Here is a 21,396-nt window from a genome sequence, read left to right on the forward strand (position 1 = left end):
GCGCCGCCTACGCGTGAAGAAGGAAGCCGCGAGCGCCGGGTTGCGAGGATGCGCGGTTCGATGATTCCTCTCATCCGCGAGCGCCCCGGCCCACGTCGCGGGAGGCTCCCGCTTCATGCTCCACCGCATCGGGGAGGTGGGGTCGCCATGGCGAAGCTCTCGCTGCCTCGCCTCGTCGCGGACGTGCGTGGCGTGACAGCCGCGTGGCGGTTGGAGATCATCTCGTGAGCCCATGCACCTCCGCGCGGGCGCCGTGAACCCTCACGAGGTCATCCAGCGATGCACACCGTCATTCAACGGGTCGAGTCAGCACGGGCTTTGGAGTCGCATGCGGCGAGGCCGGTCGCGCAGCGCTTCTCCGCGGGAGGGAGCGCGTTGGGGATGCTGGCGGAGCGCCTCAATCAGCGCCCCTCGGTCCAGGCGCAGCTCCAGCGTCAGCGCGCGTACGACGGAGGGCCTCGCGCGGCGCCGGTGCAGCGGATGTCGTGGGGCGGGAGCGGCGTCGTCCAGCGCGAGGGTGACAGCGACAGCGAGGACGTGGTGGACGCGGACCCGTCGAAGTACGCGGACTTCGATCGGAGGGCGCATGAGGAGTTCCTGCGCAACCCCATCTATCAGCAATGGGTGCAGTCGATCCTCGAACAAGGCTCGGTCAATGTCAGCACCGGGAACACGGACCCATATGCCCCGCTCGCGGCCTGGCGCCCGCTGGCCCGGCAGATTCTCATCCAGGAGCGGGTGACGCCGTCGCCCCGGCGCGCCAGCATGATGGCGTTCGAGATGACCAATGCCTTGCAGACGCCGCGGACGGACGCGTTGAAGGCGCGGGCGCTGGCGGGCGAGTTCGAGGACCCGTCCGATGTGAACGCGGGAGAGACACGCTATGCCCACGAGGCGGAGCGCTCCGAGTACGACGGCCTGTCCATGCACCACCAGATGATGGCGCATGGCATCCAGAACCTGGGATGGCCCGCCGCGCTCGACACCTACGGGCCGAAGCTGCAGGAGGGTGGAGTCTGGGACACCTTCGAGAAGTACCTGGCGCAGCAGGAGCAGCGCGGGCACACGAACATGCATCGCTCCAACTACAACCAGTGGCGCGCCCCCTGATACCGGGGGGCTGGCGGTCCCAGGTTCCTCGCGGCATCAGCGCGGTCGTCAGCGAGGCTGTGTCGCGTGGACCTCCCACGCGACCTCCAGGCTCTCGTGCCGCCGGACGGTGACGCTCTTCAAGAAGCCCGGCGTCTGCCCTGGCCCGAGCCGGAGCCCCGGGAGGCTCCGGAGCAGGGCCTCCAGCGCCAGGCGCGCCTCGAGCCGCGCGAGCGGGGCGCCGATGCAGAAATGCAGCCCCTGTCCGAAGGCGAGGTGCTTCTTGACGTCAGGCCGTCGGACGTCGAAGCGCTCCGGCTCGTGGAACCGGGCCTCGTCGCGGTTGGCGGACGCGTAGACGATGCGGATGTGGGCGCCCTTGGGGATGGGGACGCCCCCGAGCTCCACGGGCTCCAGCGCGGTCCGGAACATGGCATGCACGGGGGAGGTCATCCGCACGGCCTCCTCGACGGCGCCCGCGATGAGGGCCGGGTCCTCCCGAAGGGCCTGGAGCTGCTCCGGATGTTCGAGCAGGAGCTCGACCGCGCCCACGATGAGGCCCGCGGTCGTCTCGTGCCCCGCGAAGTGGACCTGCATCAGCATGCTGACGAGCTCCGCCATGCTCATGGGCGGTGTCAGCTCCCGCGAGCCGGTGACGATGTCGCTCAGCAGGTCCTCCCGGGGCGCTGTCTTGCGTTCCTCGAGCGCCTGGGCGAGGTAGCGCTGGAATTCGACCACGCCTCGGGCGCAGGCGACCTGATGCTCGATGGGGCCATGGGCCGCGAGGACCGTGGTCAGTTCGTCGGACCAGCGCCGGAACCGGTGGATGTCCGCGCGGGGGATGCCGAGGATCTCCGCGATGATGCTGGCCGACAGCGGATGGGCAAACCGGAGGAACAGGTCCGCCTTGCCCTCGTTCCGGAAGGAGTCGATGAGCTCGTCCACGAGGGCGCGGATGAAGGGCTCCTTCTGCGCGAGGCGCCGTCCGGTGAAGGCCTTGCTGACGAGGCCGCGGAAGCGCGAATGCGCGGGCGGATCATTGTCGACGAGGCTGGGGACCAGGGGGTAGCCGTCCATCAGCGCGGCGACGACTTCGGGAGGCGTCGTCGCGGCGCCCACGGTGATGGATTCAGCGGAGGAGAAGCGCTCGGTATCGGCGACCACGGCGCTGATGTCCGCATGACGGGTCACCACCCACGCCCCCAGCGCCGGGCTGAAGAACACCGGCGCCTCCCGCCGCGCACGCGCGAGGAACGGGTGGGGGTTCTCGAGTTGGGGAGATTCGAGCGGGCGGTACTCGGACCCGAGTCCTGACGCGGCGCTGTCCTTGAACATGCGTGCTGCCCTCCCTCGAAGATTGGTCGGAGGCCAGAAGCCTAACCCAAGGGAGGGCCGCCAGCTCAGGGCTCGGAGAAGCCGCCGCGCACCCATGCGTTGGCGGTGTCTCTGTTGAACTTGAAGTTCATCGGCACGCGATGCTTGGCGACCGTGGTGCCCGCGTCGTCGATGGCCGAGAGCAGGGCGTGGGGCTCATACTCGTCGGCCACCAGCTCCATGCGGACCTCGTACCAGCGCCCCTCCCAGGCGATGGAGAGCTTGCGGGTCATGGCCTGGTCGCGCTGTCGGGCGGAGCGGTCGAGGACCTCCGAGGCCGTCTTCACGAAGGTCGCGAACGCGGGCGCATCGAAGGGCTTGGGGTTCTTCTTGTCGCGGCCCATGACCCACGGGCTGATGAGGACGGGCTCGGGGATGCCCTGCTTGCGGATCTCCACGGCCCAGCCGTCATCCTCCTCGTTCTTGATGACGCGGGCCGACCAACCATTCTTCCGCCAGAACGTGGGCTCCATCACTTCGGGTTCGGCGGGCGTACGCTCTTCACTCATGCGGTTCTTCATACCCTCCGACGGCGGTGGGACGGAGCGGAGAATGCGCCTTCTCCGCACCCCGGCAGTCGGCCGCGCGCTCGACGCCCTCGCTGTCGAGCGCTGCGCGTGTCCGCTCAAGGGGGCGTGCCGGCTCCGCCAAGGTCCTCGGGGGTGAGTTTCAGCGCCTCGCTGATCGCCAGGACGTCCTGGTACTCACGCCAGTGCTGGATCAGTCCGTCGCGGACCCGCAGCACGGCGATGAGGACCGCCGAGGCGCGCCGGCCGGTGGTGGTGACCGTCCCAGCCAGCTCGTATTCGACGACGATGACCTCGGGGTCGCGGGTCTGATGCGTCGCCAGCTCGCGGAACTGCTCGAAACGCACTGGCAGGACCGCGCTTCGGGCTCGGTAGAACGCCAGCCATGCCTCGCGGCCCTCATGCCGTCGCATGCCTGGAGGAGAGAACGGAGTTTCGACCACGACATCCTCGGCCAACAGCTCCGCTGGGAGCAGCGTCGCCTCGTCACCGAGGAGGGCTTCCTGCATGCGCCGGTAGAGGGTGAGCGGACCCGCGGCCCCCGTCGCCGTCTGTGACATGGTCGTGCCTCCTGAGATAAAGTGAGTGCGACTCAGGATTGATAGTGAGTCCGACTCACTTTTTCAAGGAGGAACGGCGGATGGAGAGAAAAGGTGGGCCGCCCGCGGGCGGTGGTGCGGGTGAACAACCCGTTCGTGCGGATGCCCGCCGCAATCGTGCGCGCATCCTGGATGCGGCCGAGGCCGTGTTCGCCGAGCAGGGCGCGTCAGCCTCGACCGAGGCCGTGGCCGCGCGCGCCGGCGTCGCGATTGGCACCGTGTTCCGGCACTTCCCAACCAAACCCGAGCTGCTCCAGGCCGTGGTGATGCACCTGCTGGACCGACTCATCACGGAAGTCGATGCGATGGTCGACAAGCAGGACGCAGGCACCGCCCTGTTCGAGTTCTGCGCCCGCGTCATGGCCATCAGCGCCCGCAACAGGGCGGTGTTCGCCCGACTCGCCGAAACCGGCGTCCGGGTCCGCGTCGGCGATGCGCTGGCCCGCCTCCGGCCCGGCGTCGATCTGCTGCTCGAACGCGCCCAGAAAGCGCGCACCGTCCGCGACGACCTGCGCCCCGCCGAGCTGATCGCCCTGCTCGCGGCCATCTGCCAGGAAGCGCTCGCGGATGAGTGGAGCGAATCATTCCGCAAGCGCGCGCTCAACCTCCTCTTCGACGGCCTGCGGCCGACCGCGAGACGTTGACCGCCATCCCGCGCCGGACAGGGCCGCCGCCTCGGCGTCCAGGGCCGTTGGGACGTGGGGGCCTCAGGCCGCCGTCGCCGGCTTCCTGAGCAGCTCGACGAGGGCGGAGATGCTGTGTTCCCCGTGGCCCCTCGCGACGGCCTCGCGAAGCAGGTCGTGCATGGGCTCGTGCCACGAGACGTCGAGGTTCCCCTCGGCTCCTATCTCGTGGTCGTAGGGGATGCCCTCGTGGAACAGCCCCAGCGATGAAGCGGGCTTGCTGTAGTCACCCGTGTCGATCTCCTCCGCCAGCGAGGGCAGCACAGCGCAGATCATCTGCAGCCATTTGACGGTGTAGGGCACCAGCGTGCTCGCGCTCTTGCCTCGACTCGTGACGAGGGCTGCTCCCTGGAAGAAGCCCAGGAGCGCGGGGAGGAGGGTGCCACCCACGGCCATCTCGCACAGCTTGGCGAGGTCGGGTTCGGTGCCGAGGTGGACGGTGTCTCCGCCGAGTACCTTCAGCACGACCTGGTGCTCGTCGAAGACCGCCTTGTCGCCGCTGTAGAGGAGGAGGGTGTCCGGTTTGCCCACCGCGTCCGGGACGTTCTTCACCGCGCCGTCCAGGAAGCGGAGGTCATGGCGCGTGGCCCACTTGGCCAGTCCGCGAGCGCTGGCGGGTGTTCCGGAGTTCAGCGTGACGAGGGTGCGGCCCGCCAGGGCGGACGCGGCGGGGGCCAGCACCTGGAGCGTGGCGTCGTAGGTCGTCAGGCAGGCGATGACGAGCGGGCTCGCGGCGACCGCGGCTTCGATGTCGCGGACCTGCGTGGCGCCCCTCGCCACCAGGGGTGCGGCCTTCTCAGCGGTGCGGTTCCACACCGTGGTCGGGTGCCCGGCGTCGAGGAAGGCCCCAGCCAGCGCGGCCCCCATCGAGCCGAGCCCGATGACGCTCACCGCGATGCGGTGGTCGTCCTGTGAAGTCTTGTTCCTGTGCATGGTCAGCTCATCCGAAGGAGAAGGTGGCCCTCGCGCTCGCGGAGGACGGTCCTTATCTGGTGGGATGCTGACGATTTGACAAGTACCGGCATTTTTATCGGGTACTGATGTTTTTGTTCGGATGGAGCCGGAATGAAGCGACGCAAGTACACATGTGGATTGGATGCGGCCATCGACGTGATGGGCGGAAAATGGAAGGCCCTCATCCTGTGGGCGTTGCAAACCGGAGCGATGCGCTTCGGTGAGCTCAAGCGCTCGGTGCCGGGGCTCAGCGAGCGGGTCTTGATTGCTCAGCTCAAGGAGATGGAAGCCAGCGGGCTGGTGCATCGCGAGGTGTTCCACCAGGTGCCCCCGAAGGTGGAGTACTCGCTGACGGAGCTGGGCCACTCGCTCATCACCGCGCTCCTTCCGCTGGGGGAGTGGGGCGAGAAGAACATGGCGCGCATCGAGGCCATCGCACGCCGGGCCCAGCCGCGCTCTTGATCGGGGAAGGCTGGACAGGCGTGCCACGATGACACCCGCCTGGGTTGCCTTTGTGAGCGCGCGCGCGGCTGCGGTAGGGGTTGTTGCTCGCCGTGGAGCTCCTGCTCGGGGAGTTGAGCCGGCTGGAGCACGCCTTTCGCGCCAAGGGGAGGGAGCTCACGGGCCTGCTCAAGGTGGGGCGCACCCAATTGCAGGACGCGGTGCCCATGACGGTGCGCCAGGAGCTCGAGGGGTTCGCCACCACCCTCGCGGAGGAGCACCCGCGCTACGCGGTGGCGATGTCCGCGTTGTGCTCGATAAAGCTCGTCCCTTCTTCGTGGGTGCTCTCAGCGAGGAGCGCGGCTGCCTCCAGTGTCCTGTCGCGGTGGTGTCAGTGCCTCACCCGCGTGGCGAGCCACGCCATCGGCAGGTACGCGACCACGATGTCGAGCACGATGAACCACTTCGGCGCGGGAATCATGAAGCTCGCGGCGATGCCGCCGGCCAGGAAGAGCGCGCCCACCGCGAACGCGAAGACCGTGCGATGACTCCCAGCGACGAGGAACGCGACCAGCGCTCCAGCGAACGTGCCGAGCGCGTGGGCCAGGAACGGGAACACGAAGTGCTTCGGCTCGAACAGGTGAATCGCGGCGGCGAGACTCTCGGCGTTGGAGGTATCGACACCGGAGGGGGCGGGAATCACCCGTGGGCCGAGCATCACGAGCGCCATGTTGACGACCGAGCCCACCGCGAAGCCGACGATGACCGCGAGGATGTTGCGGATGATTTTCATGGGGCAGGCCGCGCAGTGTGACATGCCGCTGCGCGGCTGTCCCTCTATCGGCGACGCTTCACGTGGCTACGGGGTCGTCGTACAGGCGTACGGTGTCCAGGCGGAGGCGCCCGCCGCGTTCTGGGAGCGGATGGCGAAGCACATGTACGTGCCGGACGCGAGGCCACTCCAGGTATACGTGGTGGTGTTGGCGCCGAGGTTCAGCGTGGTGACACCGTTGGTGAGCTGGAATCCGGTCTCGTTGCCGGAGGTGTCCGTCCAGTTCACCCGGATGCTGGAGCTGTTGAGGGCGGTGGCTGTCGGGTTCGTCGGCATGGCGGGCACCGTGGGCGTGGTGGTGCATGCCCACGGCGTCCAGGGGGAGGTGCCCGTGGCGCTGTAGGAGCGGATGGCGAAGCACATATAGGTGTTGGGCGACAGGCCCGCCCACGTGTACGTGGTGGTGTTGGCGCCCAGGCTGACGGTGGTGACACCGGTGGTGAGCTGGAATCCGGTTTCATTGCTGGACCTGTCGGTCCAGTTCACCCGGATGCTGGTGCCATTGAGCGCGGTTGCCGTCTGTCCGGTGGGCGCCGCCGGAACGGTGAAGAATGCGCTCTTGTTCGTGGCGAGGGAGTTCCGGTCGTAGTCGTTCAGTCCGATGGTGGGGTAGTCCCACCAGAAGCCCATCACGGAGGTCTCCATCGCCCAGCCCACGCTATCGGGGTGGGGAAGGCCGAAGCCGTGGCCGAGCTCGTGAGCGACGGCGCCGGTCTGCTTTCGCTGGCCGGACCACCAGTAGGCGCCCTCCGACACGTGGCCCTGGAGGCTGTCGATGGCCCAGTCGCCGACGATGGCCTGTCCGCCGTTGCCGCCGGTGTACCCACGGCCTCCCGCGAAGCCGCCGGCGCCCTTGAAGAAGATCATCGTGACGTAGCCGCTCTGATTTTGAGCCGGAGGGGTGGGGTAGCCGCGGGAGTGCAGCTCCGCCATGACGGCCCCTTCCATGTTGCCCGTGATGGTGATGACCCCGTCGTCGTAGATGTTTCCCGGCCCCCAGGAGATGCCGTACGACTCCTTGTTGCCGTTGGCCTGAACCACCTGCACCGGGTTGAGCACGAAGGTCGCGCCGTTGTTGTAGGTCGCATAGAAGCGCTGGATGTCGGCCATCGCGTTGTTGATGGCGGTGGCCTCTGCCTGCACTTCGGCGCTGCTCACGCTCCAGTCGGTGGGCACGAACAAGACTGGCACCACCGAGTAGTCCGGCCAGGGATACGGAAACGTCGGGCTGGCTGTCGCGACGTCTGGCCCCAGCGCGCTGGAGAGGACGAGGATCGCGCAGAGGATGCTGAGACATCTGTTCATTGAATGCTCCTGAATCAGGCTTGCCCCGGTCAGGGATTCGGGCCGAGGAGGGGTGTGGCGCACGGGAGTGTAAACCGCGCATGTGTTGCCCGATAGGACACCCGGAAGGCGGAGCGGACTTGTTGTGGAGCGTGTTTTACAATTGCAATGCGATTGTTCGGTGAACCCATGCTGATTGGGGCTTCGGGTTCGGAAGTGCGCGCCTTGCCTCGCTACCGAAGACAGTGCATCCCCAGCTCAGTCGAGTGGCAGGAAGTCCGGCCGGGACGCGCTCTTGGACATGGGCCCGGTGGGCCCGTCGTTGAGGATGCACTCGCCGGCGATGGGCTCGGACACTTCGCAGCCCGACTTCGGGTTGCCCCAGCGCTCGGTGCGGTTCAGCCAGGACAGGCTCCCCTCGAAGGTGCCCGGCGTGCGCCAGTCGAAGGGCACCAGCGCGCTCCACGTGTCCCAGGCGATGCCGCGGCCGGTGTCGTCCGCCAGGAAGTCGCCGTTGGGCAGGTTCCGGTAGATGTGCCGCGCGGCATCCGCGTAGAGGCCATGCGAGCCGTGCGCGGAGAAGAGCTCCGGTCGCCAGCCCAACAGGCCCAGGCCCTTGTCGCCATACGTAAAGGTCTGCCCGCTGGCGTGCTGGCTCAGGTAGACCTGCGACGGGCGGCCGTCCACGAATCTCACCGTGGCGTGCTCCCAATCCCCCACGTGGTTGCCGAAGGTGGAGTAGCCGCCCACGCAGCCCCAGGGAGAGTACCAGCCGATGCAGACACGCTTGCCATTGTTGTAGGGATAGAACATCCAATACACCACGTCGGTGGTGGACGTGGGCTGGCCATTCACGGTGCGGGTGATGACCTCCGCATAGACAGGCACCGGCGTCTGGTTTGGGCGCTGCCCGTCCAGGAACTGTGGGTCCGTGCAGGAGTCGCAGCCCAGCGCCTGGTTCGTCACCTGATGACCGCCCTCCACGTGCACGTTGGCGAGGTGGAACTCGGTGGAGGAGGGGAAGTAGGCCTCGCTCGGGTGCAGCCACACGCGAGGGGCGAAGGCCGCCGCGGTGGCCGCGCTCACGGGCAGCCCCTGGAGCTCCGGGTGCGCCGTCGCGCTCTTGTTGATGGCCCAGTAGCGGCTGCCCCCTGTGTCCGAGTGACTGGGACGCGCGACGAAGGTTGAGGCGGGCAGTCCCCGGTGATCCCTGGCGTTCGGCTGCCAGAGTCCCACGTCATCGTCCGCGCCGGAGCCGCTGTCATTCCACAGGGCGACCGGATCGGCGGCCACCACGTACTCGCTCTTGAGGCAGCGGATGAGGTCCGTGGAGGGCTTGCCGTAGCCCAGCACCCCGACCGCGCCCAGGCAGGTGTAGCCAGCGGGCGCCACGGGCTCCCAGAACGAGCCGTCATGGGTGCCGCCGGAGCCCTTGTCGTTCCAGACCCAGACGTAGTCCACGGGCCGCGCGAGCAGGTCTCCCTCGCCTTGCACCACGAGCGCTGTCGAGGGGGCGGGACCGCCGCCGCCGTTGGGCATCGCGACATCGCCCAGGGAGTAGTAGCCCGGAGCCTGGGCGAGGTTGGGCCGCCAGATGGAGACGTCGTTGTTCGAGCCCGTGCCGCTGTCGTCGTAGATCCACTGGAAGGCGGAGACGGGCTTGAGGAGGAGTCGCTGGCTGAAGCGCAGCGGCGCCCTGTCGGAGGTGAGGGTGAGGTCCGCGCTCTGGCCCGGAGAGGCCGTCGCCGCGACGAGCTTGTACGTGCCGAGGGAAAGGGAGGCGGAGATCCGCGCGCCCAGGTTGCCCGCGCTGTTGTCGTCCTCGGCGAGCACGTTGCCGCTGGCGTCGAGGAGATAGAGGTAGGCGTCCACGGACGAGGTGAGCGAGAAGGTCACCGTCGCCGAGGGGCCCGCATGGTCGACGATGAAGGTGCGATTGCCGGGATGCGTGGGATTCCTGCCACCCGAGCCGAGCCAGCGCCCATACACCGTGTTGCCCTGGAGTCCCGCGAGGGACGCCTCCGTGTCGCGGAGCACGGTGTCTTCCACGGCCTCCAGCGGACCTCCACATCCCAACGCGCTCACTCCCAGCGACGACAGCACGAGCCAGCGGCGTGAACCCAGACGTCCAGCGAGCATATGGGCCTCTTCATGAGCCTGCGTGAGCGCGCAGGATACACTCGATGCGGAACGCGACCATCGCTGCCCCAGGCTCCAGGCAGCGGGCCTGGCATTCGAGCCCCGGACCCGAGAGGGCATGTCAGACCGGTGATGTGCAATCTCCTCGGCGGGCGCGCGCGGCCCAGGGGAAGGCGGACCCCTCTGATCAGCGGCGCCACGACATGACACCGTGGAGGCTTGGGACTTGGAACCCTCTGGACGCAGATTCGGAAGCGCCGTGGTCATTGGCGGCAGCATGGCGGGACTCCTGAGCGCCCGGGTGCTCGCGGACCACTTCGACACGGTGACGCTGGTGGAGCGGGATGTCCGGGGGGAAGGGCCCGCCGCGCGCAAGGGTGTTCCGCAAGGACCGCACATCCACGTGCTGCTGGACGCGGGCCGGCGCATCCTCGACAAGTACTTCCCAGACCTGTTCGAGCAACTCCAGGTCCAGGGCGCCGAGCTCATCGACTCGAGCGGGGACCTCGCCTGGCACCACTTCGGGGTGTGGAAGCTGCGCCGCACCAGCGGCATCCCCGGGTTGCTGTGCACCCGGCCCCTGCTCGAGTGGAACGTCTTGCGCCGGGTGAAGGCGCGGCCCAACGTCGTGGTGCGCGAGGGCTGCTCCATCGAAGGGCTCATCCACGACGAGAAGGGCACGGGACGCATCACGGGCGTCCGGGTCAAGACACCCCAGGGCGAGGAGTCGTGGTCGGCGGACCTCGTCGTGGATGCCAGCGGCCGGGGCTCGCGGATGCCTCAGTGGTTGGAAGCCATCGGCTACGCGCGCCCGGAGGAAGAGCAGGTCGTCGTGGACCTTTCCTACACGACGTGCCTGCACGAGCCGCCGCCCCACTTCCAGAAGGAATGGAAGGCGCTCTTCCTCTATCCAAATCCTCCCAAGGCCTGGCGCGCGGGCTTCATCTCCCACGTCGAGGGAGGCCGGTGGATCGTCACCCTCAATGGCTACTTCGGGGAGCACGCGCCCACCGAGTACGCGGGGTTCCTCGAGTACGCGCGCTCACTGACGCGTCCGGACCTGTACGACTTCCTGAAAGAGGCCACGCCGATAGGGCCCATCTCCCAGCACAAGGTGAAGGACTGCCGGTGGCGGCACTACGAGAAGCTGCCCCGCTTTCCCGAGGGGCTGGTCATCCTGGGAGACGCCGCGTGTGCCTTCAACCCCCTCTACGGGCAAGGCATGTCGGTGGCGGGGCTTGGCGCCGAGCTGCTGGACACCTGCCTTCGCGAGCAGACCGGACGAGGCGAGCTGTCGGGCCTGGCGCAGCGCTTCCGCGAGCGGCTGCCTGAAGTCATCCGGCTCCCGTGGCTGTTGGGCACGGGCATGGACCTGCTGTATCGGCAGGCCGTCGGGAAGCGGCCCTTCGGGCTGGGCTTGCTGCACTGGTACATCCTGCGGCTGATGGAGCGCACGTCGACGGACGCACACGTCCATCGCCAGTTCTACCGGATGCTGCACCTGCACGCGGGGCTGGAGGCGGTTCTCCAGCCCTCCGTGGCCTTGCCCGTCTTGGGCCATGGCGTCATGTCGCTCTTCCGCCCCCTCGCGCGGCTGGCGAATACCGAGACACGACCTCCCCCTGTCACGCCCCCGCGTCCAAGCCCTGTCCCGGTCGAGAAGTCGACGGGGTAGAGGGGCGTGCTCAGCCTCAACCCTCGCTGCGCGGAGAACTCCTTCTGCGTCAGGCCGCTCGCATCGAAGGCTTCGGCGACCTGGAACCCCTCCTGCTTCTCAACCGGCTTCGATATTCCGGCCAGGGCCCTCCACAACTGCTGGCCGGGCAGTGCCTCCCGCCACGTCGCTCGCCGGACGGTGACGTCCGTTCTGCTCGGCCAGGGGACGGGAACCGCCAGCTCATCGCGGCTTGCGCGCCATCAGGAATACGTTCTGCGCGCTGTCGCCGACGTCGGGCGTCTCGATATCGACGAACCCCGCATCGGCGACAGCGGCCCGAAGCTCGTCTCGGCGGAGCACCGTTACCCGTGGCGCCTTGCCAAGCCAACGCATCACCGCGAGGAGGCCCCCGAATATTGGCCCCAGGGGGCCGCCGAGGCACGCAGTGGAGGTGACGAGCGTGCCCCCCGGCACGGTCACGCGATACATCGCGTGCAGGAGCGCCGCTGGATCGTCAAGCAGGTGCAGGAGGTTGTAGGCGCATACGCAGTCGAACTGCGCGTCCGTGAACGCGTCCAGCGTGCCGGCAGGCTGCGCGTGGAAGACGACGTTCGCGGTGCCCGCAGCCGAGGCCTTGCGGTGGGCGATGGCGATCATGTTCCGCGAGATGTCGACCCCATGTGCCTCCGCCACGTGGGGCGCGAGCTCGAGGACGATGCTGCCGGTGCCACACCCCACGTCGAGCAGTCGGTCCGTCGGGCGGAGCCGGTCCCTGCTCAGTGCGAGCTTGCGAGCGGTCGCGGCGGGGTTCGGGAGCGGTTTCTTCGCGTACCTCTCGGCGATTCCGTCCCAGAATCGAGCGTTCGGGTGCGTCGTCATGTCGGCCTCCTGGTCCGCTGGTGGATACACCGGAGGCGTTCGGTCAGGCTGGTGCGTCGGCGGAACGCTGTGGTGCGTCCGTGCGCCGCCCGGCGTACCGCGCGATGCGACGCTCGAACCCCTCGCGGATGACGCCGCGGACCGCCTGCACGCGCGCGTTGTCGCGCAGGTCCGGGTGGTACAGGAGCCAGATATCGGCGACGTGCCGGGCGTCTGCCTCTGGAAGCCGTACCAGCCCGGGCTCCGCGTCTCCGACATAGGCGGGGAGGATCACGAGGCCGAGCCCCTCGATCGCCGCGCGCACCAGCAGATGCAAGGTGGAGAACGCGCCCCACATCGGCAGCCCCGGATAGCTGCCCTCGCGGACGAGGGGCTCGAGTTGACGACGATCTTCGATGGTGAGCCACCGCGCCGCGCCCCCGCGTGGATCAAGCCGCTCCACATGCGCCGCTCCAACGAAGTTGACGCACACGATGGGGGCAAGCCGCCGCCCGGCCAGGTACTCCGGTGGCGTGGTGTCTCTGGGGAGTGCCCGCACGGCGAGGTCGGCTTCGCCTTTGGCGAGGTTGAAGGGCCGGCTGTCAGTCGTGACCGCGATCTCCACGCTTGGGTGCTGCTCGCACCAGGGCCGCAGGTCCTCGAGGATCTGCCCTGCGACGTACTCGTCGCAGCACGTGAGATGGACCGTCCCCGACAGGCTCTCGTCATGTCCGGCAGCGCCGCGCGTCAGCGCGCAGACCTCGTCTTCGACGCGCACGGCCGCCGGCATCATTCGCTCGCCGGCATCGGTGAGCACGAACCCGTCGCGATGCCGGTCGAACAGCCGGGTCCTCAGCTCGAACTCGAGCGCGTCGACCCGCCGGACCACCGTGCTGTGGCTCACGCCGAGTGCAGCGCCGGCGGCGCGCACCGAGCCGAGCCGAGCCAGGGCGAGGAAGTAGCGGAGATCGTTCCAGTCCACGGGGGAAGACTATACCTGTGACGCACGGTAACGAGCCGCCGCGGAGCGAACCTCCGTCAACTCCACCGCGCGAGGGGCTGAAGCACAGGACGGAGACAAAGGGCCTGGAATCCTTGAGGTTTCCCTCTCGACTCCAGGTCCTTCCAGGGGCGCGGCGTACGGGACTCGACCCCGTACTCCAACCGACGCTCCCCCCACGCTGCACCTTGCCACGGGCCCCACGGGCGGACGATTCTCCGCGCCCCATGAGCGTGCTCGACAAGGTGCTGTCATTGCGGCCCGGCAACACGGTGGCCCGGGTGGGCGCGAACTCGCGCGTGCCGCTGCTCAACCCGCGTGAGCCCCTGCGCGCCCTCGAGCGCCTCCCGGTGGCGCTGGCCTGTCTCCCCGTCCAGTCGAAGGCCGCGCTGCCGGGCCTGCTCCGCGCCGCGCGCTCCGAGGACGCGGTCCTCGGACTCGCCTGTCCGCACCCCACCGCCGATCGTGGTGCCGCCGAGCGCTTCGTCGCGGCCGTGCACGAGGCCGCCGCCGAGGCCGACCACGCGCGCCCCCTGTTCCTCCAGGCCGGTCCCATCCGCGTCACCGGCTCCGACGAGGACTCCCTCGCCCCCCTGCGAGAGGGCCTCTTTCGCGTCGTCGACGCGGGCTTCACCCTGGTCTCCCTCGACCTGTCCCGCCTGGACTCCTACGCCGCCGTGGAGGCCGTGAACGCCCTCGTCGGTCCCGTGACGGAGCGCGAGCTCGCCCTCGAACTGAGCGCCCCGACGCCCGCCTCGGGCGGCCTCATCGACGCCTACCGCACGCTCCTCGAGGGCCTGTCCCAGTGGAAGGTCCCCCTCCGCTTCGTCCGCGTCTCCGAACGTGACCTCGGCGGCGCCGAACCCGACGTGGGCACGCTGCGCTCCATCGTCGACCTGGCCACGGACTACAACGCCTCCGTCTGCGTCGGCGACGTCCGCGAGGGCTTCCCCCGCATGCTCCCCACCTACGTCGCCGCGGGCGCGAAGAAGGTCGACTGCGTGGGCCCCTTCGAGCGGCTCGCGCTGACCTCCTGGCCCCCCGAGGTCCGCGAGAGTCTCGAGTCCAAATCCACCGCCTCCGGTGTCGCCGCCGGAGAGCTCCTGAGCGTCGTCGAGGACTCCCTGCCTCCCCTCGACCCCCAGGCCCGCGAGCGGCTCGAGGCCCTGTCCTTCGCCGAAGCCGCCGAGGTCCTCGCCGCCCTGGGCGCCGCCGGCACGGGCCACTCCGTGATGCGCTTCCTCGCGCAGAACCAGGGCGAGTAGCCCCCGCGCGGTGTAGAAGGCCCCATGCGAATCGTCTCAGGCTCCGCGAAGGGCAGGGCGCTGGCCGGCCCCAAGCCCACGTCGCAACACATCCGCCCCACCGCGGACCGTGTGCGGGAGACCGTCTTCAACGTCCTCGGCCAGTTCCTCGACGGCCAGCGCGTCCTCGACCTCTACGCAGGCACCGGCGCCCTGGGCCTCGAGGCCCTGTCCCGCGGCGCGGGCGCCGTGGTCCTCGTCGACCAGGACCGCGAGGCCCAGGCCCTGTGCAAGCAGAACACCCAGGCGCTCGGCTTCTCGGCCCAGGTGGAGCTGCTCTCCCAGCCCGTGGCGCGGGGGCTCGACACCCTGGGCCGCCGGGGCGACCGCTTCGAGCTCATCTTCGCGGACCCGCCCTACGCGGCGCGCGTGGTGGAGACGGTGCTGGAGGCCGTCATGGCGGCGAAGGTGCTCGCGCCCGGCGGGATGCTCGTCGTCGAGCACGACAAGCGCGAGGAGGCCCCCGAGTCCCACGCTGGACTCACCCGGGAGGACCAGCGCCGCTTCGGGGACACGCTGGTCTCGTTCTACCGGGCGCCGTGAGCATTCCTTGACCGGCCCTCGGCCCCGTCCGAGACTCCCCGTCGCATGCCTGTCGCCATCTACCCAGGTTCGTTCGATCCGCTCACCAACGGGCACCTGAGCCTCATCCAGCGCAGCCTGAAGATGTTCGACAAAGTCATCGTCGCCATCGCGGTGAACCCCAAGAAGACCCCCCTGTTCACCGAGGACGAGCGCCGCGACCTCATCCGCGACGCCGTGAAGGACGACCGTGTGGAGGTGGACGCCTTCCATGGTCTGCTGGTCGACTACGTCAAGCGCCGCGGGGTGAACGTCATCGTCCGCGGGCTGCGCGCGGTGTCGGACTTCGAATACGAGTTCCAGCTCGCGAACATGAACCGCAAGCTGGCGCCCACCGTCGAGACGGTCTTCATGATGACAGGTGAGGACTACTTCTACATCTCCTCCCAGCTCGTGCGTGAAGTCGCCTCGTTCGGAGGGGACGTCACGGGGCTGGTCCCGCCCAATGTCCACGCGGGGCTGCAGGCGAAATTCGCGCGGAAGACGTAGCGGCCCGACAGCCCTTGTCGGGCCGGCCCTGGCGCGCTACGCATCCGGGCCATGAAACTCGCCCGCCGGCTCCAGGCCATCAAGCCCTCCCCGACGCTCGCTCTCAACTCCCGCGCCAAGGCGCTCGCGGCCCAAGGCGTGGACGTCGTGGTCCTGGCGGCGGGCGAGCCCGACTTCGACACGCCCGACTACGTCAAGCAGGCCGCAATCGACGCGCTCAACGCGGGCTTCACCAAGTACACCGCCACCGCGGGCATCCCCGAGCTGCGCGAGGCCATCTGCCACAAGCTGGAGCGCGACAACGGGCTGCGCTTCACCCCCGAGCAGGTGCTCGTCACCTCCGGCGGCAAGCAGGCGCTCTACAACTTCTGCCAGGCGGTGCTGGACGAGGGTGACGAGGTCATCATCTTCGCGCCCTACTGGGTCAGCTACCCGGACATGGTGCGGCTGGCCGGCGCGACGCCCGTCATCGTCAACACGCGCGAGGAGGACGGCTTCGCGCCGGATCCGGACGCCATCCGCCGGGTGCTCACCCCGCGCACGCGCGCCATCATCATCAACAGCCCGGGCAACCCCACCGGCGCCGTGTACTCGCGCGCCGCGCTGGAGGGCATCGCCGACGCCGTGCGCGGCCACGACTGCCTCATCGTCACCGACGACATCTACGAGAAGCTCCTCTACACGGGCGAGCGGCTGGGCATCAGCGACGTGGCCCCGGACCTGGTGCCCCGGCTCGTCGTCGTCAACGGCATGAGCAAGGCGTACTCCATGACGGGCTGGCGCCTGGGCTACGCGGCGGGGCCCCGGCCCGTGCTGTCCGCGATGCAGCTGGTGCAGGACCAGTCCACGTCCAACGCCTCGTCCATCGGCCAGAAGGCGGCGCTGGCGGCGCTCAAGGGCCCGCCGGACACCATCGCCACCATGGTGAAGGAGTACAAGGAGCGCCGGGACTTCTTCGTGGGCGGCCTCAACGCGCTCGACGGCGTGAAGTGCCGGATGCCCGAGGGCGCCTTCTACGCGCTCGCGGACGTGCGCGGCCTCTACGGGCGGCCCTACAAGGGCAAGGCCGTGGCGGGCTCGGTGCAGCTCTCCGAAATCCTGCTGGACGACTTCCGCGTCGCCGCGGTGCCGGGAGATCCGTTCGGCGCCGAGGGCTACATCCGCATGAGCTTCGCGACCTCGCGCCAGGTGCTCGGCAAGGGGCTGGAGCGGCTGGGCGAGCTGGTCCAGGCGCTGCGCTGAAGTCCCTCGAGCGCTCCGGTGTCGTCCATACGCGCGACGCCGGAGCGGAGGGGAAGCTCAGTCCGTGTAGGCGAAGGCGCGGTGCTCCTCGCCATAGGGGCGATAGACGAGCACCGCGGCGCGGCCGGAGAGGTTGCCCACGGCCACCCAGATGTCCTTCGCGTTGCGCAGGTCCAGGCCCAGCCGGGCGGGGGCCTTGCCGTACTTCTTCTCCATCGCCTCGAGCGTGAGCACCTCCACGTCGTAGAGCGAGATGAGGTCCGTGCGCTTCACGCGCAGCTGCTTCACCCACGCGGCGACGAGCTCCTCGGGCGTGGCGTAGCGCTTGTCCTCGAGCTGGAACGGGTAGAACAGCTCGTTGGCGGTGCTGCGCACGTCGCCGGTGAGCAGGAACTGGAAGAGCACGCGCGCGCTCGTCTGGATGTCCTGCCTCTTGAGCTCCTCCGCGGAGGTGGGCGGCGGGGGCGCCGTGTCGAGCCCCGCCGGCAGGTTCATCGGCATGGCGGGCACGGGCGCCGCAGCCGTCGTGGGCGCCGGGGTGGGCTTCTGTGCGGGCGCGGGGGCGACGGGCTCGGCGCGCCTGGGCGGCGGAGGCTTCGCGTCCGCAGCGGGCTTCTCTGGCGCGGCGGCGGGCTTCTCCGCGGCGGCGGGCTTCTCCGCGGCGGCGGCTTCGGCCGGCTTGGGGACGGGGGCGGGGGGCGGCTCGGCCTTCACGGGAGGCGAGGCGGCGGGGGCCTGGGCGGCGGGCTCCTGGGGGGCGGGGGGCGCGGCGGTGGGCTCGGGCGTCTCCTGCGCCAGGGCGAGCGCGGGCGAGGTGAGGGAGAGGATGAGGGCCAGGGACCAGCGACGCATGCGACCTCCGAGAAGGGGCGGAGCGTAGCAGAGCGGGGCGCCCTGGCGCGTGCCGGGTGTGGACCCGGCGCACCGGGCGGCTGGGCGGCCGGCAGGACACGGCCACATAACATCCGTGCATGCCGGGGCAGAGGTTGGTATGGGGGCGCCCCGATGCCCAAGCGTACCGATATCCGCAAGGTTCTGGTGATTGGCTCGGGCCCGATTGTCATCGGGCAGGCCGTCGAGTTCGACTACTCCGGTACTCAAGCCATCAAGGCTCTCCGGGATGAAGGCGTGGAGGTGGTGCTGCTCAACAGCAACCCCGCCACGGTGATGACGGACCCCGAATTCGCCTTTCGCACCTATATCGAGCCCATCACCGTCGACGCGGCGGAGCGCATCCTCGCCGCCGAGCGGCCGGACTCGCTGCTGCCGACGATGGGTGGCCAGACGGCCCTCAACCTGGCCAAGGCGCTCGCCGAGCAGGGCATCCTGGAGAAGTACGGGGTGCGACTGATTGGCGCGTCGCTGGAGGCCATCAACAAGGCCGAGGACCGGCAGCTCTTCAAGGCGGCGATGCAGAAGATCGGCGTGGCGCTGCCCAAGAGCGGCTACGCGACGACGCTCGACCAGGCCATGGCGCTGGTGGAGGAGATCGGCTTCCCGGCCATCATCCGGCCCTCCTTCACGCTCGGCGGCACCGGCGGCGGCATCGCGTACAACCGCGAGGAGTTCGAGACCATCTGCCGCTCGGGCCTGAAGGCCTCGCCCACGTCTACCATCCTCGTCGAGGAGAGCGTGCTGGGGTGGAAGGAGTACGAGCTGGAGGTGGTCCGCGACACGGCGGACAACGTCATCATCGTCTGCTCCATCGAGAACCTGGACCCCATGGGGGTGCACACGGGTGACTCGATCACGGTGGCGCCCGCGCAGACGCTGACGGACCGCGAGTACCAGCGGATGCGTCAGGCGTCCTTGGCCATCATCCGGGAGATTGGCGTCGACACGGGTGGCAGCAACATCCAGTTCGGCATCCACCCGAAGGATGGCCGGATGGTGGTCATCGAGATGAACCCGCGCGTGTCGCGCTCCAGCGCGCTGGCGTCGAAGGCGACGGGGTATCCCATCGCGAAGATCGCCGCGAAGCTGGCGCTGGGCTACACGCTGGACGAGCTGCGCAACGACATCACCCGCGACACGCCGGCCTCGTTCGAGCCGACGCTGGACTACGTGGTGGTGAAGGTGCCGCGCTTCAACTTCGAGAAGTTCCCGCACGCGGACCGGACGCTGACCACGAGCATGCGCTCGGTGGGCGAGGTGATGGCCATCGGCCGGACCTTCCCCGAGGCGTACATGAAGGCGCTGCGCTCGATGGAGCTGGGGCGCGTGGGGCTGGAGCCGCCCGAGCTGCCGCAGGAGAAGGAGGAGCGCGAGAAGGTGCTGCGCGAGGCCCTGCGCATCCCGCGCCCCGAGCGGCCGTGGTTCGTGGCCCAGGCCTTCCGCGAGGGCCTGACGGTGGCGGACGTGCACCAGCTGTCCGCCATCGACCCGTGGTTCCTGCGCTACATCGAGATGCTGGTGCGCGAGGCGCAGTCCATCCAGGAGTACGGCCGGTTGGATCAGCTGCCGGACGAGGTGCTGCGGCAGGCGAAGGCGCACGGCTTCTCCGACAAGTACCTGGGCAAGCTGCTCGGCTACCCGGAGGAGGAGGTGCGGGCGCACCGGCACTCGCGCAACATCCGTCCGGTGTTCAAGCGGGTGGACACGTGCGCGGCGGAGTTCGAGGCGTTCACGCCCTACCTGTACTCGACGTACGAGGAGGAGGACGAGGCGCCTCCGACGGACCGGCAGAAGGTGCTCATCCTGGGCAGCGGTCCCATCCGGATTGGACAGGGCATCGAGTTCGACTACGCGTGCGTGCACGCGGCGTTCGCGCTGCGCGAGGCCGGGTACGAGACGGTGATGGTCAACTGCAACCCGGAGACGGTGTCGACGGACTACGACACGTCGGACCGGCTGTACTTCGAGCCGCTGACGATTGAAGACGTGCTCGAGGTGTCGCAGCGCGAGAAGCCGGTGGGGGCGATTGTCCAGTTCGGTGGGCAGACGCCGCTGCGCATCTCGGTGCCGCTGGAGAAGGCGGGCCTGCCGATTCTCGGGACGCCGCCGGACGCGATTGACCGGGCGGAGGACCGCGAGCGGTTCAGCGCGCTCATCGAGAAGCTGGGGCTGACGCAGCCGGAGAACGGGGTGGCGCGCAGCCACGCGGAGGCGTTCAAGGTGGCCGAGCGCATCGGCTACCCGGTGATGGTGCGGCCCTCGTACGTGCTGGGCGGGCGGGCGATGGAGACGGTGTACGACGCGGCCAGCCTGGAGCGGTACATGCGTGAGGCGGTGAGCGCGTCGCCGGAGCACCCGGTGCTCATCGACCGGTTCCTGAAGGACGCCATCGAGGTGGACCTGGACCTGGTGGCGGACCGGACGGGCGCGGTGATGATTGGCGGGGTGCTGGAGCACATCCAGGAGGCCGGGGTGCACTCGGGTGACGCGGCGGCGACGCTGCCTCCGCACTCGCTGTCGCCGGACCTGGTGGAGCGGATGAAGGACCAGGCGATTGCGCTGGCGCAGGAGCTGGGCGTGGTGGGGCTGATGAACGTGCAGTTCGCCATCCAGGGGAAGACCATCTACATCCTGGAGGTGAACCCGCGTGCGAGCCGCACGGTGCCGTTCATCTCGAAGGCCACGGGTGTGGCGATGGCGAAGATCGCCGCGCTGTGCATGGTGGGCAAGACGCTGGCGGAGCTGGGGGCGACGCAGGAGCCCCAGATGAACCACGTCGCGGTGAAGGAGAGCGTGTTCCCCTTCGCGCGCTTCGCGGGCGTGGACGTCATCCTCGGGCCCGAGATGAAGTCGACGGGCGAGGTGATGGGGCTGGCGCAGGACTACGCGTCGGCCTTCGCGAAGAGCCAGCTGGCGGCGGGGGTGAAGCTGCCGAAGAGCGGCAAGGTGTTCATCTCCGTGAAGGACGATGACAAGCCGGCGGTGGTGGACCTGGCGCGGCGTCTGCGGGCGATGGGGTTCACGCTCATCGTGACGGCGGGGACGCACAAGTACCTGGCGACGAAGGGCATCGAGGCGCAGGTGGTGCAGAAGGTGAAGGAGGGCCGGCCGAACATCGTCGACAAGATCGTCGACGGGGAGATCGTGCTGGTCATCAACACCACCTTCGGCAAGCAGGAGATCGCGGACAGCTTCTCCATTCGCCGTGAGTCGTTGATGCACTCGGTGCCGTACTACACGACGGTGCAGGCGGCGCGCATGGCGGTGGGTGCGCTGGAGTCGCTCAAGCGGGCGGACCTGGAGGTCAAGCCGCTGCAGGAGTACCTGGGCGTTACGAGCACGGTGCCGGGCAAGGCTCGCCGGTAGGGTTCAGGGCGCTCGGTCCTGAGATGAATCGCGGCCCCGTTCCCCTGAGTTGGGAGCGGGGCCGTGGTGCTTCCGGGGGAGG

The 21,396-nt window shown here is 69.0% G+C and carries 19 protein-coding genes and 1 pseudogene; 10 read left to right on the forward strand and 10 right to left on the reverse strand.

The annotated features are described in order from the left end of the window. The first annotated feature begins 279 nt into the window (after positions 1 to 279). The gene (locus K8640_RS12920) at positions 280 to 1,110 is read left to right on the forward strand and encodes a hypothetical protein (protein WP_223747318.1); all 831 of its coding nucleotides are present in this window, start codon (positions 280 to 282) and stop codon (positions 1,108 to 1,110) included. A gap of 48 nt (positions 1,111 to 1,158) precedes the next feature. On the opposite strand, the gene K8640_RS12925 is transcribed toward K8640_RS12920, so the two are convergent. The 3 genes from K8640_RS12925 to K8640_RS12935 all read right to left on the reverse strand — a co-directional run bounded on the left by K8640_RS12925 (position 1,159) and on the right by K8640_RS12935 (position 3,550). Then, on the reverse strand, positions 1,159 to 2,424 hold the full coding sequence (locus tag K8640_RS12925; protein ID WP_223747319.1) for a cytochrome P450: 1,266 nt from the start codon (positions 2,422 to 2,424) through the stop codon (positions 1,159 to 1,161). A 65-nt stretch (positions 2,425 to 2,489) separates the two neighbouring features. Further along, positions 2,490 to 2,972, reverse strand: a complete 483-nt coding sequence (locus K8640_RS12930) for a hypothetical protein (RefSeq protein WP_223747320.1) — start codon at positions 2,970 to 2,972, stop codon at positions 2,490 to 2,492. A gap of 116 nt (positions 2,973 to 3,088) precedes the next feature. After that, positions 3,089 to 3,550 (reverse strand): nuclear transport factor 2 family protein, encoded by a 462-nt coding sequence (locus tag K8640_RS12935; protein WP_223747321.1) that lies wholly within the window; start codon positions 3,548 to 3,550, stop codon positions 3,089 to 3,091. A gap of 80 nt (positions 3,551 to 3,630) precedes the next feature. Here K8640_RS12935 and K8640_RS12940 point away from each other — a divergent pair, with 80 nt between their 5' ends. Further along, positions 3,631 to 4,233, forward strand: a complete 603-nt coding sequence (locus K8640_RS12940; RefSeq protein ID WP_223747322.1) for a TetR/AcrR family transcriptional regulator — start codon at positions 3,631 to 3,633, stop codon at positions 4,231 to 4,233. 63 nt (positions 4,234 to 4,296) lie between these two features. Here the strand turns inward: K8640_RS12940 and K8640_RS12945 are convergent, their stop codons facing one another. Then, a complete protein-coding gene (locus tag K8640_RS12945; protein WP_223747323.1) occupies positions 4,297 to 5,205 on the reverse strand; it encodes an NAD(P)-dependent oxidoreductase in 909 nt (302 codons plus the stop codon). Positions 5,206 to 5,337: 132 nt separating this feature from the next. Here K8640_RS12945 and K8640_RS12950 point away from each other — a divergent pair, with 132 nt between their 5' ends. Both K8640_RS12950 and K8640_RS12955 read left to right on the forward strand, forming a co-directional pair. Then, positions 5,338 to 5,688, forward strand: coding sequence for a helix-turn-helix domain-containing protein (locus K8640_RS12950; RefSeq protein ID WP_223747324.1), 351 nt, complete (start codon positions 5,338 to 5,340; stop codon positions 5,686 to 5,688). Between the two features lie 92 nt (positions 5,689 to 5,780). Further along, a pseudogene (locus K8640_RS12955) lies at positions 5,781 to 6,002 on the forward strand (lyase family protein); the annotation flags it as partial. A gap of 56 nt (positions 6,003 to 6,058) precedes the next feature. Here K8640_RS12955 and K8640_RS12960 read toward each other — a convergent pair. The 3 genes from K8640_RS12960 to K8640_RS12970 form a co-directional block, all read right to left on the reverse strand. Further along, on the reverse strand, positions 6,059 to 6,460 hold the full coding sequence (locus tag K8640_RS12960) for a hypothetical protein (RefSeq protein WP_223747482.1): 402 nt from the start codon (positions 6,458 to 6,460) through the stop codon (positions 6,059 to 6,061). Positions 6,461 to 6,526: 66 nt separating this feature from the next. Beyond that, positions 6,527 to 7,804 carry a fibronectin type III domain-containing protein gene (locus tag K8640_RS12965; RefSeq protein WP_223747325.1) on the reverse strand — a complete coding sequence of 426 codons (1,278 nt, stop codon included), beginning with the start codon at positions 7,802 to 7,804 and terminating at the stop codon, positions 6,527 to 6,529. Between the two features lie 237 nt (positions 7,805 to 8,041). Further along, positions 8,042 to 9,922, reverse strand: a complete 1,881-nt coding sequence (locus tag K8640_RS12970; protein WP_223747326.1) for a Vps62-related protein — start codon at positions 9,920 to 9,922, stop codon at positions 8,042 to 8,044. Positions 9,923 to 10,181: 259 nt separating this feature from the next. On the opposite strand from K8640_RS12970, the gene K8640_RS12975 reads away from it, so the two are divergent. Further along, positions 10,182 to 11,597, forward strand: a complete 1,416-nt coding sequence (locus tag K8640_RS12975; RefSeq protein ID WP_223747477.1) for a hypothetical protein — start codon at positions 10,182 to 10,184, stop codon at positions 11,595 to 11,597. A gap of 222 nt (positions 11,598 to 11,819) precedes the next feature. On the opposite strand, the gene K8640_RS12980 is transcribed toward K8640_RS12975, so the two are convergent. Beyond that, positions 11,820 to 12,458, reverse strand: a complete 639-nt coding sequence (locus K8640_RS12980) for a class I SAM-dependent methyltransferase (protein ID WP_223747327.1) — start codon at positions 12,456 to 12,458, stop codon at positions 11,820 to 11,822. Between the two features lie 43 nt (positions 12,459 to 12,501). After that, positions 12,502 to 13,419: a LysR family transcriptional regulator gene (locus K8640_RS12985; RefSeq protein WP_223747328.1), complete on the reverse strand. Its 918-nt coding sequence runs from the start codon at positions 13,417 to 13,419 to the stop codon at positions 12,502 to 12,504. A 245-nt stretch (positions 13,420 to 13,664) separates the two neighbouring features. Between K8640_RS12985 and K8640_RS12990 the strand changes: the two genes are divergently transcribed. The 4 genes from K8640_RS12990 to K8640_RS13005 are packed head-to-tail and all read left to right on the forward strand — an operon-like array spanning position 13,665 to position 17,054. After that, positions 13,665 to 14,702 carry a hypothetical protein gene (locus tag K8640_RS12990; protein ID WP_223747329.1) on the forward strand — a complete coding sequence of 346 codons (1,038 nt, stop codon included), beginning with the start codon at positions 13,665 to 13,667 and terminating at the stop codon, positions 14,700 to 14,702. A gap of 24 nt (positions 14,703 to 14,726) precedes the next feature. Beyond that, positions 14,727 to 15,284, forward strand: a complete 558-nt coding sequence (gene rsmD / locus K8640_RS12995) for a 16S rRNA (guanine(966)-N(2))-methyltransferase RsmD (protein WP_223747330.1) — start codon at positions 14,727 to 14,729, stop codon at positions 15,282 to 15,284. A gap of 45 nt (positions 15,285 to 15,329) precedes the next feature. Continuing rightward, a complete protein-coding gene (gene coaD, locus K8640_RS13000) occupies positions 15,330 to 15,812 on the forward strand; it encodes a pantetheine-phosphate adenylyltransferase (protein ID WP_046714191.1) in 483 nt (160 codons plus the stop codon). A gap of 51 nt (positions 15,813 to 15,863) precedes the next feature. Continuing rightward, positions 15,864 to 17,054 (forward strand): pyridoxal phosphate-dependent aminotransferase, encoded by a 1,191-nt coding sequence (locus K8640_RS13005; protein WP_223747331.1) that lies wholly within the window; start codon positions 15,864 to 15,866, stop codon positions 17,052 to 17,054. A gap of 57 nt (positions 17,055 to 17,111) precedes the next feature. Here K8640_RS13005 and K8640_RS13010 read toward each other — a convergent pair whose 3' ends face one another. Then, the gene (locus K8640_RS13010; RefSeq protein ID WP_223747332.1) at positions 17,112 to 17,906 is read right to left on the reverse strand and encodes a hypothetical protein; all 795 of its coding nucleotides are present in this window, start codon (positions 17,904 to 17,906) and stop codon (positions 17,112 to 17,114) included. A gap of 153 nt (positions 17,907 to 18,059) precedes the next feature. Between K8640_RS13010 and carB the strand changes: the two genes are divergently transcribed. Continuing rightward, on the forward strand, positions 18,060 to 21,314 hold the full coding sequence (carB, locus tag K8640_RS13015) for a carbamoyl-phosphate synthase large subunit (RefSeq protein WP_141323461.1): 3,255 nt from the start codon (positions 18,060 to 18,062) through the stop codon (positions 21,312 to 21,314). The last annotated feature ends 82 nt before the right edge of the window (positions 21,315 to 21,396 follow it).

This window comes from Myxococcus sp. XM-1-1-1, from assembly GCF_020037095.1.
In the GTDB taxonomy this organism is placed as follows: domain Bacteria; phylum Myxococcota; class Myxococcia; order Myxococcales; family Myxococcaceae; genus Myxococcus; species Myxococcus fulvus.